We start from the raw sequence: 19,556 nt of genomic DNA, 5'->3' as shown, positions 1-19,556 counted from the left end.
CGGTGTCAGAAGCGGCGGTGGCACCTTCCCCCAGAGCCAGTGCGGGTGGATGGACCATAGGATCGGGTAAGAACGATCCCCCGGCTGGCCGGCTTCATTATTCCAGCGGTGAATCCGGTCAACCCGCAGGCTCCAGGGGCCTGATTGGTCCATCCGCCCGATTCGTTCTAGCTATTCCGTCGCGTAGATCGTCGCCTGGCGAATCGCCAACTTCCATTCGCCGCTTTCATCGGTCCAGACTTCCGTGGTGCGTCGATGCACAGTCTTGCCGGCGAAACGAGCTTTGCCCACCGGTGTGAGCTTCTCTTCGCCCATCAGCACGATGTCGTGCTGACCGCGAACCGCGGCATACTCGATTGAGCGCTCCAGCGACGTGTAGTCGATCAACCCAGTCTTCAGGTTGTGCTCCGCATCGGCCTTGCGAGCGATCTTGTTGAATGGATTGTTGACCACTGCGTCTTGTGCGAAGGCATCGGCAAAACCCTTCTGATCGTGGTTGAGTATGGCCTTGTCCATTCGCGTGGTGGCCTCGAGCGCCGCGGCAATGCGCGGATTCTTGATGGCCTGTGTCACCTCGGCATTGGCGGCATGCCATGCAGCATGTGCTGGCGCGGTCCCCAGCAGCGGTAGAAGAATCAGCAACGCGGCGGAAAGGCGCATACATTTCTCCAGGCTCTATAAGAACCAGATGAGCCTACGCGCCGTTGATCTCCCCGCCCATCGGCTATCCGATGTCGGCCATTCGCCAGACACAGAAAGCAAGAAAGCCACTTGGCCAACCGCGCCTTGGCCCGCTGTGGCCGCTACTCAGAACTGACGACGAAAGACGTCGATATACGGTGCGCTCTGTTCTGCCAAATAAACCACCTGCATTCGCACTTGATTCGGCTGATAAGTGAACCCCGGTTTCAATTCAACAATGAATTCGCTTGTCAAACGATAGTCCTGAGCGTCCGTTCGGCTGAACACCTGCGCGAACCCTGTACCAATCGTTGCAGTGATCGAGTTGACGGGATTCGTAGGATCGATGTTGACGAACGGTTCGTAGGGCCATAGATACAAGCTTGGCGAGCCGATGTACAAACCATCCGAATAGACAAACACGTGCTTGTCTGCCAGCGCGTAGACAAACGTAGCCTGGCCATCGAGCCGCAAGGCCTCGAAGTCGCTTGGCTGGATGCGAGTCTGGCCAGTCAGAACGTACTTGATGCGGTACGGCGCGACCGATAGCACTTCTTCGCGGTATTGCGTGTTCTGGCTGAACTCAGCCGCCATACCGAGTGCCGGTACAGTCATCGCGACAATGACCAACCAGCATGCAAGCCACTTTTTCATCGCGAGATCACTCTACGTAGCGGGAGCGATCATTATTCCATGCGTCACAAATGAGTGCGGCGGTCAGAATGCAAGGCGCCTAAAACCACTTCGCCTTCTTCAAGCCAATGAAGATCCCACCCACGATGCAAGCCACCAAACACGTAATCGCCGGATAAGCCCACGGCTGGCTCAACTCCGGCATATGCGCGAAGTTCATCCCATACCAGCTCGTAATCAGCGTAGGCGCCGCCAACATGGCCGCCCACCCCGCAAGCTTCTTCATCACTTCGTTCTGGCCGAAGGTCACCAACGAAAGGTTCACCGAGATCGCTGCACTTAGCATCTCGCGCATCGCGCTGGTCGATTCGTTCACACGGAAGACGTGGTCGTACACATCTCGGAAGTACGCGCGCAGCTCGTCGTGAATCAGATGCGGGTGCATCCGCACAAGCTGGCTGATCACGTCCTGCAACGGCGCTGCGGCCAGGCGCATGCTCATCAGTTCGCGCTGCATGTCGTATAGGCGCTTGATGGTCTGGCGGTTGAAGGTATCGGCGAAGATGTCGTTTTCCAGATCGTGCAGTTCTTCGCGGAAGTCGCGCACGATGGGCAGGAAGTTGTCCACCACGAAGTCGAGCACGGCATACAGGCCGTAGCTTGGGCCCAACGCCAGCAGCTCCGGCGAGCGCTCGCAGCTCATGCGGGCCGGGGCGTAACTCAACGATGCGCCGTGGCGCACGGTGATCAGGTAGCGCTTGCCCAGGAAGATCTGCGTTTCGCCGAAGGCGATGCTGCCGCCCAGGAGCTGCGCCGTCTGCACCACGATGAACAGCGAGTCGCCGTAGGTTTCGATCTTGGTGCGCTGGTGAGCGTACTTGGCGTCTTCCACGGCCAGGTCGTGCAGGCAGAATTCCTCCTGCAATTTGTCCAGCAGGTGCTCGTCCGGCTCGTGCAGGCCCACCCACACGAAGGTGTCCGGGGTTTTCAGCACGTCGCTGATGGCGTCCAGCGTGATATCGCCTATCTTCGAGCCATCCTTGCGGTAGGCCACGCAGTTGACCACCATCGAATTGTTCAATGGGGCGGGAGTTTCCGGGGCGGTTATATTCAAGGACATGGCCGGCATCATGCCGAGGTGCGTGTTACAGGGCAATCACGGTCTTTCGTAGTTACTTACGAAACCGCGAGGCCCCCAGCGCCAGCCAGATGGGCAGGCCAAACCCCACCCAGGGGAAATTCCGCTGGGTATAGAAGGGGAAGGCATGCAGCACCAGGGCCAGCACGGCCAGGGCGACCGAGACCCAGATGATCCGCCCGGACAGCTTCCCATAGCCTCGCCATACGGCTGGAAGCAGCAGGAAGGCTAACGGCTGGTAGATCAGCAGGTTAGCGTTCGCCCAGCCCGACTGGTGCTGGGTAAATGCCCACAACCCCAACATGACCAGGCCAGCCACACCGGCGAACAGCAGCCATAGCGTCGCCACCGTGCCGTACACGATGCGGGCGACCAGATATTCCCGGTAAGCCCCCGTCACCAGCAGCAACACGGCCAGCCCCAGGCCCACGCCAAACAATGGCAAGCCCAGTTCCGGCGCCATCGCCGGCGGCTGCTCGATGGTGGCCTTGGCCAGTACCTCGGTGGATTGCACCAGCGGCCGGCTGCCGCCCGCGCCGTTGCTCACATACATGCCGGCGACTTCATCGCGCAGCACCATGGGCAGAAAGCTTTCCTTCAAGGCATCCATGGGCTGGTCGGCGTAGGGGCCTAATCCTAAGTCCATGCCCAGCATCAGCCAGGTCTGGTTGCTCATCAATCGCGCGGTCTGCTGGCGGTAGGTCATGCCACCCGGATGCGCCGTAAGGTATGCGCGCAGCTGCCCGCCGAGCGCGCGGTCCAATGCATCGCGCACGCGCGTGGCGCAGTTGTCCACGTAATAGTTGTAGTTGTAGCGCGTGTTCTGCGGCTGGATGTTCCAGAACAGGAAGCGGCGGAGGTCTTCAGTCTGGGCCGGCGTGAAGGCCAGCCGCTGCCTCGTGACGTTGCGCCCCTCTGATGCATAGAACTGCACATCTTCAGAGGTCGGCACCGCATCCATGCGATAGCGCATGATGCCGCGGGCGAAGTTCAGCAGGAAGCCGGCTTCGTCGAAGTCGAACACGCCATAGTTGAAGGCAATCGCCTCACCCGAGGCTGGGTCGCGCAGTTCCACGGCATCGTGGCCGAAGCGCTCCCAGTAGATGTCGCCGGGACCATAGGTGATAAGCGACACCTGCAAGGTATCGGCCGGTGCTTCGGCAATGCCCGCGAACGCAGGTGCGGCCACCAGGGCCAGCAGCAGGAAAAGCAGGCGCTTCAAGGCGTGGGTGTCTCGCTCGTGCGGTCGACCAGCGTAACGCGGAAACGCTGCACGCGGCGGTCGTCGGCTTCGGTGACGTGGAACAGGAAATCGCCGATGGCCACTTCCTCGCCCACTTCCGGCAGATGGCCGAATTCGGAGGTCACCATGCCGCCCACGGTATCGAATTCCTCGTCGGAGAAACTCGCGCCGGTTTCCTCGTTGAAGTCTTCGATGGTGGTCAGGGCGCCCACGTCGAAGGCACCGTCACCGGTGGCCCGCATCAGTTGGGGTTCTTCCTCGTCGTCGTGCTCGTCGTCGATCTCGCCGACGATCTGCTCGAGCACGTCTTCGATGGTGATGAGGCCCGCCACGCCGCCGTATTCGTCGATCACCAGCGCCATGTGGTTGCGGCTGCGGCGGAACTCGGCCAGCAGCACGTTCAGGCGCATGGATTCGGGGATCAGCACGGCAGGGCGCAGCAGCGAGGAAATATCGCAGCCTTCGCCGTCACCGAAGTACTTCAGCAGATCCTTCGCCAGCAGGATGCCGAGGATTTCGTCTTTGTCTTCGCCGTGCACGGGGAAGCGCGAGTGGCCGGATTCGACCACCGTGGCGAGCACTTCGTGCAGGGTGCCGTCGGTCGGGACCATGACGATCTGGGCGCGGGGCACCATGACGTCGTCGACGGAGAGTTCGGTGACCTTGATCGCACCCTCGACCATGGTCAGGGTGTCGTTGGAGAGCAGGCCGTTGGCCCGTGCCGTGCGCAGTTCCTCGATCAGTTCGTCGCGGTTGCGCGGTTCTCCGGAAAACATGTGGCCCAGTCGATCCCACCACGATCGGTGGGCCAGGCCGCCGGTACTGCCAGGGTCCTCGTTCATCACGCTTGTTGCCGAGCCCCATCAAGGGGCGGAAGGGTCAGTTTAGCCCATCCAGATGACACTTGCCGACGGTCAAAGGTAAGGGTCGGCGATACCCAGACCGGCCAGGACGCGGGTTTCCAGTCCTTCCATGCGCTCCGCATCGGCGTCTTCCAGGTGGTCATACCCCAGCAGGTGAAGCACCCCGTGCACCGTCATATGAGCCCAGTGGTGGGCCGCCTTCTTGCCCTGTTCGGCGGCCTCCCGGGCCACCACGGGCGCGCAGATGGCCAGGTCGCCGATCAGCGGCAGGGCGACGCCGGGCGGCAATTCCGCGGGAAAGGAAAGCACATTGGTGGGGTAATCCTTGCCCCGGTAGTCGCGGTTGAGCGCCTGGCCTTCGTCGAGCCCAACGATCCGGATGGCCAATTCGGTGGCCTTGCGACGCTTCGCCCCGTGCAGCGCAGCTTCCACCCACTTACGGAAACTTAGCGCCGACGGCACACCCGCCCGCGGCACGCCGTAACCCACCGAAAGCGTCAGCGCGCTACCTGACATGCGTGTTGTCGGCGTTCTCGGTGGTCTCGAATGCCTCGTAGGCGCGGACGATCTTTGCCACCAGCGGATGGCGGACCACGTCGCGCGAGGTATAGAAGGTGAAGCTGATGCCGTCGACGCCGCGCAGTACCTCGATGGCGTGGCGTAGCCCCGAGCGGACATGGCGGGGCAGGTCCACCTGGGTCACGTCGCCGGTGATCACCGCCACCGTGCCGAAGCCGATGCGGGTGAGGAACATCTTCATCTGTTCCACGGTGGTGTTCTGCGCTTCGTCCAGGATCACGAACGAGTCGTTGAGCGTGCGGCCGCGCATATAGGCCAGCGGCGCGATCTCGATCACGTTGCGCTCGATCAGCTTGGCCACTTTCTCGAAGCCGAGCATTTCGTACAGGGCGTCGTACAACGGGCGCAGGTACGGATCGACCTTCTGGCTAAGATCACCCGGCAGGAAGCCGAGCTTCTCGCCCGCTTCCACCGCCGGACGCACCAGCAGCACGCGCTGCACGCGGTTTGCTTCCAGGGCTTCCACGGCGCTGGCGACGGCAAGGTAGGTTTTGCCGGTGCCGGCGGGGCCCACGCCGAAGTTGATGTCGTGCGAGGCGATGGCGTGCAGGTAGCGCGCCTGGTTCGGGCCGCGGCCCTTGATCACGCCGCGCTTGACCTTGATCGTGACTTCCTGCGTACCGTCGGTGTCGGACACCAGGGCGTCCACGCCGCTCTCGGCCAGGTGCAGGTTGATGGCGGCGCCGGTGAGCGATTCCTTCTCCGTCGCCTGGTACAGCGAACGCAGCACCTTCTCGCCAGCCATGGCGGCAGCTTCCTCGCCGATCACACGGAAGATGTTGCCGCGGTGGTCGATCTCCACGCCCAGGCGCAGTTCCACCTGACGCAGGTGTTCGTCGAACGGGCCGCAGAGGTTGGCAAGGCGCGCGTTGTCTTCCGGATCGAGCGGGAAGTCGCGCTGGGTAAGGCCGTCGGTCATGGGATCTCGAAGTTGGAGGCTTGTTTCAGGCAGCCGGGGCGACCACGTCGAAGCCGGCCACACGTCCGCGCAGGGAGTTGCTCATGGCCTCGGTGACGGTGACGTCCACGAACTGACCGATCATGCGGGCGTCGCCGGGGAAATTCACGTAGCGCATGTTCTCGGTGCGGCCGGTCATCTCGCGCGGGCTCTTGCGGCTGGGCTTTTCCACCAGCACGCGTTGCACCGTGCCCACCATGGCCTGGTTGATGCGGTTGGCATTGGCGGTGACGGCGGCCTGCAAGCGGGTAAGGCGTGCGCGCTTCACGTCCATCGGCGTGTCGTCGGCGAGGTTCGCCGCCGGCGTGCCCGGACGGGAGGAGAAGATGAAGGAGAAGCTCTGGTCGAAGCCCACGTCGCTGATCAGCTTCATGGTCTTCTCGAAATCGTCGTCTGTTTCGCCGGGGAAGCCCACGATGAAATCCGACGACACGCAGATGTCCGGGCGCACGGCGCGCAGCTTGCGGATCTTCTGCTTGAATTCGATCGCGGTGTAGCCGCGCTTCATGGCCGACAGGATGCGGTCGGAGCCGGCCTGCACGGGCAGGTGCAGGTAGTTGGCCAACTGCGGCACGCTGGCATAGGCCTCGATCAGCGAGTCGGAGAACTCCAGCGGGTGCGAGGTGGTGAAGCGGATGCGGCCGATGCCTTCGATGCCGGCGATGGCGTGGATCAGCACCGCAAGGTCCGCTTCGCCACCGTCGAAGGTGGGGCCGCGGTAGGCGTTGACGTTCTGGCCAAGCAGGTTCACTTCGCGCACGCCCTGGGCGGCCAGCTGGGCCACTTCCACCAGGACATCGTCGAAGGGGCGGCTGATTTCCTCGCCACGGGTATAAGGCACCACGCAGTACGAGCAGTACTTCGAGCAGCCTTCCATGATCGAGACGAACGCGGTGGGGCCCTCCGCGCGGGGCTCCGGCAGGCGGTCGAATTTCTCGATCTCGGGAAAGCTGATGTCTACCTGCGGCTTGCCGGTGCGGCGGCGGGCGTCGATCAGCTCCGGCAGGCGGTGCAGGGTTTGCGGACCGAAGACGAGGTCCACATAGGGGGCGCGCGAAACAATGGCGGCGCCTTCCTGCGAGGCCACGCATCCGCCCACGCCGATCACCACGCCTTCCTTATGCTGTTTGTAGCCCTTCCAGCGGCCGAGCTGGCTGAAGACCTTTTCCTGGGCCTTCTCGCGGATCGAGCAGGTGTTGACCAGGATGACGTCGGCCTCGCTTTCATCGAGGGTGAGTTCCAGGCCGTGCGAAGCCTTGAGCACGTCAGCCATCTTGGCCGAGTCGTACTCGTTCATCTGGCAGCCGTGGGTCTTGATGAAAAGCTTGCCGCTCATGGAGTTGCCGCGGTGGGTGGGTCGGTCATTTTACCCGCTATGGCGCCCGGCGTGGGGTGACAACGCCGGGCGCTCCGGCCAAACTGCCGCCCATGACGCACCGTGGCCGCCTGACCATCCTCCTGGCCCTGGCGGCCCTTTGGCTCGCCAGCCCGGTGCGTGCGGCCACGCTTTACCGCTGCACGGGGGCCACCGGCGAGACCGTTTTCGCCAGTTCCACGGCCGGCTACAAAGACTGCAAGAAGCTCGATATCCCGGTGTCGGCGCCCTCGCGCCATGGCCCGGTGAATGCCAAACCAGTGGCCCAGGGCGTCTCGCCGGCTTCCACGCCGAAGGCGGAACCCGGCCAGAAAGTGGTGGCTGCCCCCCAGGTGGTGGCCCCGAAAAGCCACTGGGATTACCAGGAAAGCAAGGAGCCGCTGCCGATCGCCGAGGAGCCGCCCCAGCCCAAGGCTGCGAAGGTGCTGCGCGGTTCGGTGTACCGGGTGACCCGCGCCGATGGCACGGTGGAATACACCAACGTGGCCCCGCCAGGCACGAAGGGCAGTGCGGTCACCATGCTTTTCAGCTACATCGCCACCTGCGTCGCCTGCGATATTCATTCGAAGATCAATTTCGATACGGTGGCACTGAACCTGAGCGCCTATGCCGACGTGATTCGCCTGGCCAGCGCCGAGTTCGGCGTGGACCAGGCCCTGCTGCGGGCGGTGATCCATGCCGAAAGCGGGTACAACCCGCGCGCGCTGTCGATCAAGGGTGCCCAGGGGCTGATGCAGTTGATGCCCGGCACCGGCCGCGACATGGGCGTGGCCGATGCCTTCGACGCCGAACAGAACATCCGCGGCGGGGCGCGCTACCTTGCGATCCTGCTGCGCGCCTTCAATGGCGATGAGCGCCTGGCCGCGGCGGCCTATAACGCGGGACAGCGCTCGGTAGAGAAGTACAACGGGGTGCCGCCCTACGCCGAGACCCAGGTCTATGTCGAGCGCGTGGGCATCCTCCGCCGCCGCTACGGCGCCGCCGTGCGGGCGGGTGCGCCGCTCGCCCTGCGGGCTAATGCTGCGGAATGATCGCCGGGCTGGTGCCCTGGGGATTGGCTGTCGACTGCACCGGGATCGGTGGACGCTGCACGATCTTCACCGGTGCTTTGAACGGAATGCCGTTGCGCAGTCCCGAGACTTCCACCGTGGTCCCCGGCGACTGCATGGCCTCGCGGCGGCGCAGGTCGTTGGGGTCGACGATGCCGGTGTCGCCGAAACGCAGCAGCACGTCGCGGGGCTGGATGCCCGCGGTGGCGGCCGGGCCTCCGGGGTAGACATCGTTCACCATCACGCCGCGTGCGGCGGAGGGCAGGCCGCTGTCCGCCGATACCGCGACGGCGCCGTAGTCGGCGCCCATCCAGCCGCGGGTGACGTGTCCGGTGGCGATGATCTGGTCCAGCACCTGCTTGGCGCTGGCCACCGGGATGGCGAAGCCGATGCCCTCGGCACCCACCGCCTGGCCGATCAGGGCGGTGTTGATACCCACCAGCTCGCCATAGGCATTGACCAGCGCGCCGCCGGAATTGCCGAGGTTAATGGCGGCATCGGTCTGGATGAAGATCTCGGGGCTCGACAGGTTCAACTGGCGCCCCATGGCACTGATGATGCCCATGGTCACGGTCTGGCCGATGCCGAAGGGGTTGCCGATGGCCAGCACCACGTCGCCCACTCGTTGCTTGTGTGCGGGGGCGGCGAGGGGAATTTCCGGCAGGCTGCCGGCATCGATCTTCAGCACGGCAAGGTCGGTTTCGTCGTCCGAGCCCACCACGCGGGCCTTGAACACCCGGCCGTCGTAGAGCAGCACCTGGATGTCGTAGGCGCTGGCGATCACGTGGTTGTTGGTCAATACATAACCATCGGGCGAGACGATCACCCCCGATCCCAGGTTCTGCTCGCGGCGTTTGGTCACCGGCCCCGTGGGCACGCGCAGGATGCGTTGCATCACCGGATCGGCAAAAACTTGAGAGGGCTGTTCGCTCACCAGGCGGTTGGCGTAGATGTTCACCACGGCCGGCGCGGCACGGCTCACGGCGTCTGCATAGCTGGCAGGGCCTGATGCCACCGGTGGCGCGGCCAGGGTCGATGATGATGCCGCCGGGGCGGGGCCGAAGCCCAGCCGCGCACGCAGGACCTGGCCGGTGCCGGGCCAGACAAGGCCGATGGTAAAGGCAACCGCCAACCCCAACACGACGAACTGGGCGATGAAGGCGATGCCGCGGGCGGCCGGTTTCATGGGTAGAGCAGGTCCTTCGGACGGTCGTCGGATGGGCGGCCAATCGGTACCGGTGCGTCAATTACCTCGCGCCGGATGCACCAGTGTATGTCAACACGTTCAGTTTTATTGTGTGCCCCGGGGTCAAACGCTACACTAACGCGATTTTTGCGGGTCGAGAAAACCCGCACCTCAATGGCATATGTTCCGGAGAGCCTGATGGCGAACGAAGTCGTCGATCACGGCCGACGCCGTTTCCTCACCATCACCACGGCAGTGGTGGGTGGTGTGGGAGTGGTGGCGGTGGCCGTGCCCTTCATTAAATCCTGGGAGCCGAGCGCCCGCGCGAAAGCCGCCGGTGCACCGGTTACCGCCGACATTTCGAAGATTGAGCCAGGCCAAAAGGTGACGTTCGCCTGGCGTAGCCAGCCGGTATTCGTGGTCAATCGCACCAAGGACCAGCTTGCCGCGCTTTCCTCGCTCGACGTCCGCCTGACGGATCCGAAGTCCGAAGTTACCGACCAGCAGCCGAAGTACGCGCAGAACGCCACCCGTTCCATCAAGCCCGAGTGGCTGGTGGTGGTGGGCCTGTGCACGCACTTGGGCTGCGTGCCCGATTTCGAGCCGGTGATGAAGCCTGAGCCGTTCGACCCGAACTGGAAGGGCGGTTTCTACTGCCCTTGCCACAAGTCGCGTTACGACCTGGCCGGCCGCGTCTTCCAGGGCGTTCCCGCCCCGAAGAATTTGCCGGTGCCGCCGTACCACTTCGTGGACGACAACACGATCCAGATTGGCGTCGATCCGAAGGAGGCCGGCTAATGGCTAATGTATTCACCCGCGTGGGCGAGTGGGTCAACGAGCGCGCGCCGAACCTGGCGCCGACGTACCGCAAGCACATGACGGAGTACTACGCACCGAAGAATTTCAATCTTTGGTACTACTTCGGCTCGCTCGCGCTGCTGGTGCTGGTCAACCAGATCGTCACCGGCATCTTCCTCACCATGAACTACAAGACCAGCGCCCTTGAGGCGTTCAATTCGGTCGAGTACATCATGCGTGACGTCGAATGGGGCTGGCTCATTCGTTATATGCACTCCACCGGCGCCTCGCTGTTCTTCATCGTGGTGTTCCTGCACATGTTCCGCGGCCTGATGTACGGGTCGTACAAGAAGCCCCGCGAACTGGTGTGGCTGCTGGGCATGCTGATCTTCCTGGTGCTGATGGCCGAGGCCTTCATGGGCTATGTGCTGCCTTGGGGCAACATGTCGTTCTGGGGCGCCAAGGTGATCATCTCGCTGTTCGGCACCATCCCGGTGATCGGCTCGACCCTGGTGGAGTGGATCATGGGCGACTTCCTGCCCGCCGATGCCACCCTCAACCGCTTCTTCGCCCTGCACGTGATCGCGCTGCCGATCGTGCTGTTGCTGCTGGTGGTGCTGCACCTGGCCGCCCTGCACGAAGTGGGTTCGAACAACCCCGATGGCGTTGAGATCAAGAAGGGCCCGAAGGGCAATCGCTGGGACGACCACAAGCCCGCGGACGGCATCCCCTTCCATCCGTATTACACGGTGAAGGATCTCGTCGGCGTTGGCTTCTTCCTGATGATCGCGGCCTTCATCATCTTCTTCGCGCCCACGTTCGGCGGCTGGTTCCTCGAGCACGACAACTTCATCCCGGCCAACAACCTGGTCACGCCCACGCACATCAAGCCGGTGTGGTACTTCACGCCGTTCTACGCGATCTTGCGCATGATCCCGTCGATGTTCGGTACGGCCGTGTGGGGTGTGATCGCCATGTTCGCAGCCATCGTGCTGCTGTTCCTGGTGCCCTGGATCGATCGCGGGCAGGTCCGTTCCATCCGCTATCGCGGCGCGGGCTTCAAGGTGCTGCTGTTCACCTTCGTGGTGGCCTTCATCGCGCTGGGTGCGGTGGGCGCGGGTGTCATCGCCGAGATCATGCCTTCGTGGGAAATCTTCTTCGGCCGGGTCTGGACCATCGTCTACTTTGGGTTCTTCCTTGGGCTGTGGGCTTACACGCATTTCGGCTGGGAGAAGACCAAGCCGGTTCCGGAACGGGTGACGACGCATGACTAAGCGGTATTTCTCCATCATCGCACTCGCCTTCGGCCTCATCGTCGGCGGTACGTCCGCCGTCATGGCCGAGGAAGGCCCGGAGATGCCGGCTGCCGGCACCAACGTGCGCGACACCGCTTCCCTGCAGCGCGGCGCCAAGTTGTTCTTCAACTATTGCGTGGGCTGCCACTCGCTCAAGTACGTGCGCTACTCGCGCATTGCCGAAGACCTCGGGCTGTCCGAACAGGACGTGATGGACAACCTCAATTTCACCGGCGCGAAGTTCGGTGAAACGGTGGTCTCGCACATGCCCGAAGACTCCGCCAAGGAATGGTTCGGCAAGGCACCGCCCGACCTCTCGCTGGAAGTGCGCGCCAAGGGCCAGGACTGGGTATTCAACTACCTCAATTCCTTCTACCTTGACCCGTCCCGCCCGGTGGGCTGGAACAACACCATCTTCGCCAATGCCTCGATGCCGAACCCGCTTTGGGAACTGCAGGGCGTGCAGGTGGCGGTCAAGGGCAAGCCCGATGCCCAGGGCGAGTCCGAGGTCGAGAAGCTGGAACTGGCCCAGCCCGGCCGCCTGACCCTGGAGCAGTTCAAGGGTGCCACCCGCGACCTCACCGCCTTCCTGGAATACGCGGCCGAGCCCGCGGCGCTCCAGCGGCAGTCGATGGGCGTTTGGGTGATCCTGTTCCTGGCCGGATTCACCTTCCTTGCGTATATGCTCAAGCATGAGTACTGGAAGGACGTCCACTAAGGGCGCAAGGGCGGCGCAAGCCGCCCTTCTTCATAGGGTAGGCTAAAGCCGGCATTTTCCAGGGGAGGAGAGCAAGGTTATGGTGCAAAACGCCCGTTCGCGGACCGTACTCGCGCTCTACACCACCGCCGAGGACGTCCAGTGCCACCGTACGCGCCTCGTGCTCGCCGCCAAGGGCGTCAGCTACGAACGCGTGATGGTCGACCCGGAGAAACCGCCGGCCGACCTGGTTGACCTCAACCCCTATGGCACGCTGCCGACCCTGGTCGACCGCGACCTCACGCTCTACGACACCTACGTGGTGTGCGAGTACCTCGATGAGCGCTACCCGCACCCGCCGCTGATGCCGATCGACCCGCTGTCCCGGGCGCGCCTGCGCCTGGCCTCGGTGCGTATCGAGCGTGACTGGCTACCCGAGATCAACGTGATCCGCGCCGGCGGCAAGCCTGCCGAGGCCGCCCGCAAGCGGCTGCGGGAGCATCTGCTCGAGGCCGTGCCGCTGTTCAAGGCCTCCCGTTTCTTCCTGAACCCGGAAATGAGCCTGGCCGATTGCCTGGTGGCTCCGGTGGTCTGGCGCCTGTCGATGCTCGGGGTTGACCTGGGCAAGGAAGGCAAGCCGATCATCGATTACGGCGAACGGCTATTCCACACCCAGGGGTTTGCGCGTAGCCTGACGCCTGAAGAAAAAGCGATGCGCGAACTGTAATGACTGATACCAGCGAACCAACCGGCATGACTTCCAATCGCCCGTACCTGCTACGGGCGATCTACGACTGGATCAGCGACAACGGGCTTACGCCCTACGTGCTGGTCGATGCCGGCCAGGCCGGGGTGAAAGTACCCAGCCACGTGATCAAGAACGGCCAGGTGGTGCTGAACCTGGCCATGCGCGCGGTGGCCAACCTCGACCTTGGCAACGACATCATCAGCTTCCAGGCTCGTTTTTCAGGCGTAAGCCAGTCGATCAGCATCCCGGTCACGGCCGTGCTGGCGCTGTACGCGCAGGAGAACGGCCAGGGCATGATGTTCCCGGCCGACGACAACGCTTCGGTGGCGGGCGAGGGTGGTGGTGGCAACGATGCGGACGGCGATTCCGAGCCGCCGCCGTCGGACGATCGCCCAAAGCGCGGCGCGCCCCACCTGCGGGTGGTGAAGTAACCCCTTACGAGGGGTCTTTCGGCCTTGGCCGGAACGGGATGACGTTGTCGGCGCTGCCTTCGGCGATACGCTTGGGCGCGGCCGGCGGCCGCCGGGGGCCATAGACGGCTTCGGGATAATCGGGCTCGGCCGAAGCCAGGGCGGAAACATCCCGCTCGGGCATCACCAGCCGGGCCACCCGGCGTCCCCGCATCCAGATCTGGCCACCCTGCCGCGTACGACCGTCCAGGCTTACTTCAAAGCCATAGCGCACTTCCACGCCCAGGTGGCCGTCGTGCCGGTACAGGCGCAGGGCCGATAGCGCCACGCTTTGATCCAGCAGCTGGATGTCGTGTTCGTTGCACAGCCGCGATGCCTGCGCCACGGCGCGCTCCCGCGCAGCCGTCAGCCCCATCCATGAGGCCACCAGGCCGCATAAGAGGAGCATGACGAAAAGGTCGGTTAGCGAAAGCATGCAAACAGTGTGTGGCCGCCGGGCCCCACTCGCAAGCGCTTAAGGGCTAATCCAGCTGAAGTCGCAGCGAAAGATCGATCGCACGAACGTGCTTGGTCAGGGCGCCGGTGGAAATGAAGTCGACGCCGGTGGCGGCGATTCGCGCCAGCGAGGCGATTTCCACGTTGCCCGATACCTCCAGGGGCACCCGGCCATCGGCGATGCGCACGGCTTCCAGAAGGTTCTCGTGGGTGAAGTTGTCCACCAGGATGCGGTCGACGCCGGCGTCGATGGCCTGGCGGAGTTCGTCGAGCGTCTCCACCTCCACTTCCAGCAGCAACCGTGGATGCATGGTGCGTCCGGCGCTGACCGCGCGGTCGATGCCGCCGGCGGCGATGATGTGGTTTTCCTTCACCAGAATGGCGTCGAACAGACCCACCCGGTGATTGGTACCGCCGCCGCAAAGCACGGCGTACTTCTGCGCCATGCGCAGGCCTGGGAGGGTTTTGCGCGTGTCCAGGATGCGCGTGCGGGTGCCGGCAACCTCCGCCACGAAGCGGGCGGTGGTGGTGGCCGTACCCGAAAGCAGCTGCAGGAAGTTCAGTGCCGAGCGCTCGGCCGTCACCAGGGCGCGGGCGCTACCGTGCAGCATGCAGATCACCTGGCCGGCGGCGAGGCGGTCGCCGTCGGCCGCGCGCCACTGGATCACCACGTGCGGGTCCATATGGCGGAAGCAGGCGTCGAACCAGTCCTGGCCTGCAAGGACGGCGTCTTCGCGGCAGGTCAGCACCGCGCTGGCGGTGGCGTCGCGGGGAAGCAGGTCCGCCGTGACATCGCCACCCCCGATGTCCTCGGCCAAGGCGCGTGCCACATCGGCGTCCACACGAATGGGATCCGGCCGCGCCAGCGGCGCGGCCGGGGAAGATGGTGCGTTCATGGGGTATCCGAGCCTGGCTGGCGCAGCTTCTCGACGATGGCGTCCATGGCCCGGTCGAACAGCAACGCGGATTCGAGCACCGTGGCGCGGCCGTTGGCAAGCGCGGCAGCCAGCGACACCTGGCTATGGTCGGCCACCTTCAGGCCACGGCGGTTGACGAACAGGTAGCGGCCGCTGATCGGGCTGATCCACGACAGCTTGGCGCGCTCGCTGTTGTCCTCTTCGTCGACGAAGGCCACCCATTGGCCCACGCGTAGCTCCGCGGCCTGGGCCAGGAAGTTGTCGGCGATGGCATCGTCGTCGATGCCAAGGTCGTCGTCTTCGGGTTCGAGCAATTCCGGCTCGACGATGGCCTGGATGGAATCGGGGATCGGCAGCGGCGCGGCTGGGGTATCCGGCGACGGCGCGCGCGCCTCGCCCAGCTGCTGGCGGTAGAACTCCTGCAACTGCGTCATCAATTGTTCGGTATCGGCTTCCTGGAACGCCACGGCGGCCAGGCCCCGGCGCAGGTTGCGTTCGATGAAGGGCAGGCGGTTGCGCAGCAGCTGCCGCGCCGTGGGATCGGACATCGGCTGCACGGTGGCGATGAAATCGTCGACGAAGCGCAAGGCCTCGCGGAACTCGGGTGATTCATCGCCCTGGCGCAGGAGCGTTAGTACCAGATAGTTGGCCCAGGCGCGGGTAAGCACGCCGTGCGCCAGCGCCGGCAGATGCCGCTGGCCGATGCGGTCGACGATCTCGCGTGCGGCGCGGCGGCGTGCCTGTTCGAGCTTCTCGCGGCCGCGGGTGGATTCAGCTACACGCTGCTCGGCCAGTTCCGCACGCTTGCGGCCGACGTCCAGGAACTCCTGCAACTCGCCCGACAGGCGGTCGAAGATATGCATGTCATCGTCGAAATCCTGCAGCAGGCGATCGACGATGGATTTGACCTTGTCGTACAGGCGGTGGTCGCGGTCGGCATCCAACGACCAGCCCTTGCCGGCGTCAGCCAGTGCGTCCAGCAGGCGGCGCGCCGGATGGTTGCGATGGGCGAACATGCGCCGGTCGATCAGCGCGACCTTCAAGTACGGAATCTGCAGGCGAGCCAGCAGTACCTGCATCTCGGCCGGGAGGTTGCGGTCTTCGAGGATGAACTCGAAGAGCATGCCGACGAGGTCAATGGTGTCCTCGTCCATGCTGGCCACATGCGTGGACGGTTGGCCGCGCAGCTGACCCAGCTGCAGCAGCAGCTGTTCCTTCAGGTGGCCGACTTCAGCATTGCTTTCGGCTGGGCTCAGCGGCACGCCGTGCGTGGTCCCGGCGATCTGGCTCTGCAGCAGAGTAAGCGCGCCCAGCAGTTCCGCCGGGGTTGGCGGCGGCCCGACGGGGCCACCTGCGTAGTGGCTGCCTGTTGCCATGCCGCCACCAGCCTGTCCGCCATGGCTCACCACGCCGCGCCGGGCGCTGAAGAGCGACTGCAGGGTATGCATGATGTCGGCGGTGTAGTCGCCGCTGGCGCCTTCGTCGGCCTGGTAATCAGGGGGCAGCGGCGTGCCGTCGGCCGAAACGCGCGGGGTTGCGCTTTCGGTGCGGCGCCCGGGAAGTTCGTGGCGCAGTTGCGGTAACACGCCGGCCTTGGCCAGTTCGTTGTTGACCTCGTCGTAGAGCTCATCCAGGCCCGACAGCACGTAGCGGTCGAACAACTTGTAGATGATCAGCTTCACCCTGACATCCACGCCCAGCTCGCGCACGGCCTGGCGGAACGCCTGCGATAGTGCGCTGGGGCCGATGGGGTTGTTGGCGTCGTCGGTGCGGGTGCCGCCACAGATCACCGACAGGCGCTGGTTCACCGCGAACAGGGCGCGCGCCATGCGGGTTTCGTTCTTGCCCACCATGCTGGTGATGGCGAGCGATTCCTCAAGCTCGCTTTCACCCACCAGCGAAAGCTCCGGTGTCACGAAGGCGTTGCGCTCGGGGTTGTCCGGTTCGCTGCGGGCACGGCCGGCGGAGAAGTCGGCGAAGTCGCGGGTGGTCTGGCCAAGGAAGCTGCGTTCCACCAGCGCCCGCTTCTTGCGCACTTCGCGCATGCCGTCGAAGTACTGGGTTTGCGCCGCGTTGCTCTCGGCTTTCTCGGCCAGGTCGAACAGGGCGTCGTCGACGTTCTCGAACATGTTGCTGGCCAGCGCATGCAGCTTCTGCGTGGCGATGCCGCGGACGGCGATCAGCAGGTCGCCCACCCTGACTTCTCGCGGGTCGAGCCGCGCGCCCAGGTCCACCACATTGGAAGGCTCTTTGGCGTTATTCATCGCCGCACCTGGATTCACTTGGGAAGCCCCCGCTCCGACGCACAAGTTTGCCGGAAAGCGGGTTTTGATTTGTGACCCCTATCACGGTCGGGCTGTTCAAGGGCTTGCCGGCCACTCGTTGAACTGGACCGTGCCGATTCCTTGCTCGGGAAGCATGACTGGGATGCCATCGTCCACCCGGTAGACCACCTTGCCGTCGGTGGTGACCAGGGCCTCGTCCACGCGCTGGGAGAGCTTCTCGCCGGCCACGTTCTGTACCTGGCCCTTTTCGATGCCGGCGTTGAGCATCTCCAGCTCACCCGGTTTGAGGGTTCGCAGCGGGCGTTTGCTGACGGGGCAGCAGAGGATGTCGAGCAGACGCTTGTCCATGGGGAGGGGTCAATGCCTAATGCCTGGAATGCGCTTACAATAACGCTTTTTTGGATATCCAGGCGATGACTCCTGCGGCTTCGGCGCCCCGCGTGGGCGTGGTGATGGGCTCGTCTTCCGATTGGGAGACCATGGAGCACGCCTGCAACATCCTGACGGACCTGGGCATCGCCCATGAGGTCCGGGTGGTCTCGGCCCACCGCACGCCCGATCTTCTTTTCTCCTATGCCGAAGAAGCCGTGGGTCGTGGTTTGCAGGTGATCATCGCCGGTGCCGGTGGCGCCGCCCACCTGCCGGGCATGCTCTCGGCCAAGACGCGCCTACCCGTCTTCGGCGTGCCGGTGCAGTCGAAGGCCTTGAATGGCATGGATTCCCTGCTTTCCATCGCCCAGATGCCCGCCGGCATCCCAGTAGGAACGCTGGCCATCGGCCGGGCCGGCGCCTGCAACGCCGGGCTCCTGGCCGCGGCCGTGCTGGCCCTGCATGATCCGGCCGTGGCCCGCGCACTGGACGAGTTCCGCGCCCGCCAGACGGCCGCGGTGCTCGACAAGCCGGACCCCCGCGCATGAGTCGCCGCCAACCGGTGCTCGGCATCCTGGGAGGAGGCCAGCTGGCCCGCATGCTCACCCTGGCCGCTGCACCCCTGGGCGTGCGCACCTACGTGGTGGACGGTGCGGCCGATGCCTGCGCCGGACAGGTCGGCCCACTATTGGTTGCCGATTACGGCGATGCAGAGGCCCTGGCCGGGTTCGCCGGCTCCGTCGACGTGGTCACCTTTGATTTCGAGAACGTGCCGGCAGAAGCCGCCGCGGGGCTGGCAGCGCGCGTGCCGGTCTACCCGGCCCCCCAGGCCCTCGCCGCAACCCAGGACCGCCTGGCCGAGAAAACCCTGTTCCGCGAATGCGGCCTGGACACCCCCGACTTCCATCCCGTGGACACCCGGGCCGACCTCGACCTCGCCATCAGCCGCGTCGGCACCCCGGCGATCCTCAAGACACGCCGCCTGGGCTACGACGGCAAAGGCCAGTTCCGCCTGCGCACCTCCGACGACGCCGATGCCGCATGGGCGGCCCTCGGCCGCCAGGCGCAAGCACATGGATTGATCCTCGAAGCCTTCATTCCCTTCGAGCGTGAACTATCCGTGCTTGCCGTGCGCGGCCGCGACGGCGACTTCCGCACCTGGCCTCTCACCCGCAACTGGCACACCGACGGCGTGCTGGCGCTAAGCCTCGCCCCCGCCCCCAACATCCCCCCAAACCTGCAGGTCGATGCCGTCCGCCACGCCCGCACCCTGGCCGAACGCCTCGATTACGTCGGCGTATTCGCCCTCGAATTGTTCGTCCGCGGCGGTAAGTTGCTGGGCAACGAAATGGCCCCCCGCGTCCACAACTCCGGCCACTGGACCATCGAAGGCGCCCACACCAGCCAATTCGAAAACCACGTCCGCGCTGTCCTCGGCATGCCCCTCGGCGACACCGGCATCCGCGGCCCCTGCGCCATGTTCAACTTCATCGGCAACCTCCCCGACCCCTCCCCAGTACTCAAAGCCACCGACGCCCACTGGCACGACTACGGCAAAGAACCACGCGCCGGCCGCAAAGTAGGCCACGCCACCGTAGTCGCAAAGGACGCCGACACCCTCCGCTCACGCGTGTCATCCATCGCCGAGGCACTAGGCAGGCAAGAGCAGGCACGGCCCGCCGTTGACGCGCTCGGGTAAAAGCGCGTGGCGGTTTCGGGGGTGAGCCATCGGGTGGCGTTTTCCTCACTAAGTCCTCGTCGGGCTTCGCCCTCCTGCGGAAGCGTTCCGAAAACGCCACCCGATGGCTCACCCCCTCCGGCCGCTACGGCGGGTTGG

At 64.6% G+C, this 19,556-nt stretch carries 21 protein-coding genes; 8 read left to right on the top strand and 13 right to left on the bottom strand.

The genetic code is table 11. From position 1 onward, the window contains the following. Window positions 1-171: 171 nt before the first annotated feature. From NDK18_RS16900 to miaB, 8 genes are all read right to left on the bottom strand, one after another. Window positions 172-660, bottom strand: coding sequence for a nuclear transport factor 2 family protein (locus tag NDK18_RS16900; RefSeq protein ID WP_250624053.1), 489 nt, complete (start codon window positions 658-660; stop codon window positions 172-174). Window positions 661-807: 147 nt separating this feature from the next. Next, entirely contained in the window at window positions 808-1,335 is a 528-nt protein-coding gene (locus tag NDK18_RS16895; RefSeq protein WP_250624052.1) for a hypothetical protein, read from the bottom strand. A 79-nt stretch (window positions 1,336-1,414) separates the two neighbouring features. Further along, window positions 1,415-2,443, bottom strand: coding sequence for a magnesium and cobalt transport protein CorA (locus tag NDK18_RS16890; RefSeq protein WP_250624446.1), 1,029 nt, complete (start codon window positions 2,441-2,443; stop codon window positions 1,415-1,417). A 43-nt stretch (window positions 2,444-2,486) separates the two neighbouring features. Further along, window positions 2,487-3,674: a lipoprotein N-acyltransferase Lnb domain-containing protein gene (locus NDK18_RS16885; protein WP_250628448.1), complete on the bottom strand. Its 1,188-nt coding sequence runs from the start codon at window positions 3,672-3,674 to the stop codon at window positions 2,487-2,489. Then, on the bottom strand, window positions 3,671-4,537 hold the full coding sequence (locus NDK18_RS16880) for a CorC family transporter (RefSeq protein ID WP_250624050.1): 867 nt from the start codon (window positions 4,535-4,537) through the stop codon (window positions 3,671-3,673). Before NDK18_RS16880 ends, NDK18_RS16885 begins: the two co-directional genes overlap by 4 nt. A 72-nt stretch (window positions 4,538-4,609) precedes the next feature. After that, window positions 4,610-5,074 carry an rRNA maturation RNase YbeY gene (ybeY, locus tag NDK18_RS16875; RefSeq protein WP_250624049.1) on the bottom strand — a complete coding sequence of 155 codons (465 nt, stop codon included), beginning with the start codon at window positions 5,072-5,074 and terminating at the stop codon, window positions 4,610-4,612. Then, on the bottom strand, window positions 5,064-6,056 hold the full coding sequence (locus tag NDK18_RS16870; RefSeq protein WP_250628447.1) for a PhoH family protein: 993 nt from the start codon (window positions 6,054-6,056) through the stop codon (window positions 5,064-5,066). Before NDK18_RS16870 ends, ybeY begins: the two co-directional genes overlap by 11 nt. A 25-nt stretch (window positions 6,057-6,081) precedes the next feature. Continuing rightward, window positions 6,082-7,431, bottom strand: a complete 1,350-nt coding sequence (gene miaB, locus NDK18_RS16865) for a tRNA (N6-isopentenyl adenosine(37)-C2)-methylthiotransferase MiaB (RefSeq protein ID WP_250628446.1) — start codon at window positions 7,429-7,431, stop codon at window positions 6,082-6,084. Between the two features lie 92 nt (window positions 7,432-7,523). Here miaB and NDK18_RS16860 point away from each other — a divergent pair, with 92 nt between their 5' ends. Next, window positions 7,524-8,501 (top strand): transglycosylase SLT domain-containing protein, encoded by a 978-nt coding sequence (locus tag NDK18_RS16860; protein ID WP_250624046.1) that lies wholly within the window; start codon window positions 7,524-7,526, stop codon window positions 8,499-8,501. On the opposite strand, the gene NDK18_RS16855 is transcribed toward NDK18_RS16860, so the two are convergent. Then, a complete protein-coding gene (locus NDK18_RS16855) occupies window positions 8,485-9,705 on the bottom strand; it encodes a S1C family serine protease (protein WP_250624045.1) in 1,221 nt (406 codons plus the stop codon). The two genes, NDK18_RS16860 and NDK18_RS16855, sit on opposite strands and share 17 nt — an antisense overlap. A 198-nt stretch (window positions 9,706-9,903) precedes the next feature. Between NDK18_RS16855 and petA the strand changes: the two genes are divergently transcribed. The 5 genes from petA to NDK18_RS16830 all read left to right on the top strand — a co-directional run bounded on the left by petA (window position 9,904) and on the right by NDK18_RS16830 (window position 13,674). Then, on the top strand, window positions 9,904-10,503 hold the full coding sequence (petA, locus tag NDK18_RS16850) for a ubiquinol-cytochrome c reductase iron-sulfur subunit (RefSeq protein WP_250628445.1): 600 nt from the start codon (window positions 9,904-9,906) through the stop codon (window positions 10,501-10,503). Then, on the top strand, window positions 10,503-11,777 hold the full coding sequence (locus NDK18_RS16845) for a cytochrome b (protein WP_250624043.1): 1,275 nt from the start codon (window positions 10,503-10,505) through the stop codon (window positions 11,775-11,777). Before petA ends, NDK18_RS16845 begins: the two co-directional genes overlap by 1 nt. Then, the gene (locus tag NDK18_RS16840) at window positions 11,770-12,516 is read left to right on the top strand and encodes a cytochrome c1 (protein WP_250628444.1); all 747 of its coding nucleotides are present in this window, start codon (window positions 11,770-11,772) and stop codon (window positions 12,514-12,516) included. The genes NDK18_RS16845 and NDK18_RS16840 overlap by 8 nt, the downstream gene beginning before the upstream one ends. Before the next feature lie 79 nt (window positions 12,517-12,595). After that, on the top strand, window positions 12,596-13,222 hold the full coding sequence (locus tag NDK18_RS16835) for a glutathione S-transferase N-terminal domain-containing protein (RefSeq protein ID WP_250624041.1): 627 nt from the start codon (window positions 12,596-12,598) through the stop codon (window positions 13,220-13,222). Window positions 13,223-13,248: 26 nt separating this feature from the next. After that, window positions 13,249-13,674, top strand: a complete 426-nt coding sequence (locus tag NDK18_RS16830; RefSeq protein WP_250624040.1) for a ClpXP protease specificity-enhancing factor — start codon at window positions 13,249-13,251, stop codon at window positions 13,672-13,674. Between the two features lie 4 nt (window positions 13,675-13,678). On the opposite strand, the gene NDK18_RS16825 is transcribed toward NDK18_RS16830, so the two are convergent. The 4 genes from NDK18_RS16825 to NDK18_RS16810 all read right to left on the bottom strand — a co-directional run bounded on the left by NDK18_RS16825 (window position 13,679) and on the right by NDK18_RS16810 (window position 17,698). Beyond that, window positions 13,679-14,101 carry a DUF3301 domain-containing protein gene (locus tag NDK18_RS16825; RefSeq protein WP_250624039.1) on the bottom strand — a complete coding sequence of 141 codons (423 nt, stop codon included), beginning with the start codon at window positions 14,099-14,101 and terminating at the stop codon, window positions 13,679-13,681. A gap of 73 nt (window positions 14,102-14,174) precedes the next feature. Continuing rightward, complete coding sequence (gene nadC / locus NDK18_RS16820; protein ID WP_250628443.1) at window positions 14,175-15,044, bottom strand: carboxylating nicotinate-nucleotide diphosphorylase; 870 nt, start codon at window positions 15,042-15,044, stop codon at window positions 14,175-14,177. After that, window positions 15,041-17,329, bottom strand: a complete 2,289-nt coding sequence (locus NDK18_RS16815; RefSeq protein WP_250624037.1) for a DUF1631 domain-containing protein — start codon at window positions 17,327-17,329, stop codon at window positions 15,041-15,043. Before NDK18_RS16815 ends, nadC begins: the two co-directional genes overlap by 4 nt. A gap of 96 nt (window positions 17,330-17,425) precedes the next feature. After that, window positions 17,426-17,698, bottom strand: coding sequence for a Trm112 family protein (locus NDK18_RS16810; protein WP_250624036.1), 273 nt, complete (start codon window positions 17,696-17,698; stop codon window positions 17,426-17,428). Between the two features lie 65 nt (window positions 17,699-17,763). On the opposite strand from NDK18_RS16810, the gene purE reads away from it, so the two are divergent. Both purE and NDK18_RS16800 read left to right on the top strand, forming a co-directional pair. Continuing rightward, on the top strand, window positions 17,764-18,267 hold the full coding sequence (purE, locus tag NDK18_RS16805; RefSeq protein WP_250624035.1) for a 5-(carboxyamino)imidazole ribonucleotide mutase: 504 nt from the start codon (window positions 17,764-17,766) through the stop codon (window positions 18,265-18,267). Then, window positions 18,264-19,418, top strand: a complete 1,155-nt coding sequence (locus tag NDK18_RS16800; protein WP_250624034.1) for a 5-(carboxyamino)imidazole ribonucleotide synthase — start codon at window positions 18,264-18,266, stop codon at window positions 19,416-19,418. Before purE ends, NDK18_RS16800 begins: the two co-directional genes overlap by 4 nt. Window positions 19,419-19,556: the final 138 nt, after the last annotated feature.

The organism is Pinirhizobacter soli, assembly GCF_015905305.1.
Taxonomy (GTDB): Bacteria; Pseudomonadota; Gammaproteobacteria; order Xanthomonadales; family Rhodanobacteraceae; genus Pinirhizobacter; species Pinirhizobacter soli.
The sequence above is the reverse complement of the archived record's forward strand: the minus strand, read 5'-3'. Positions and strand labels throughout refer to the sequence as shown.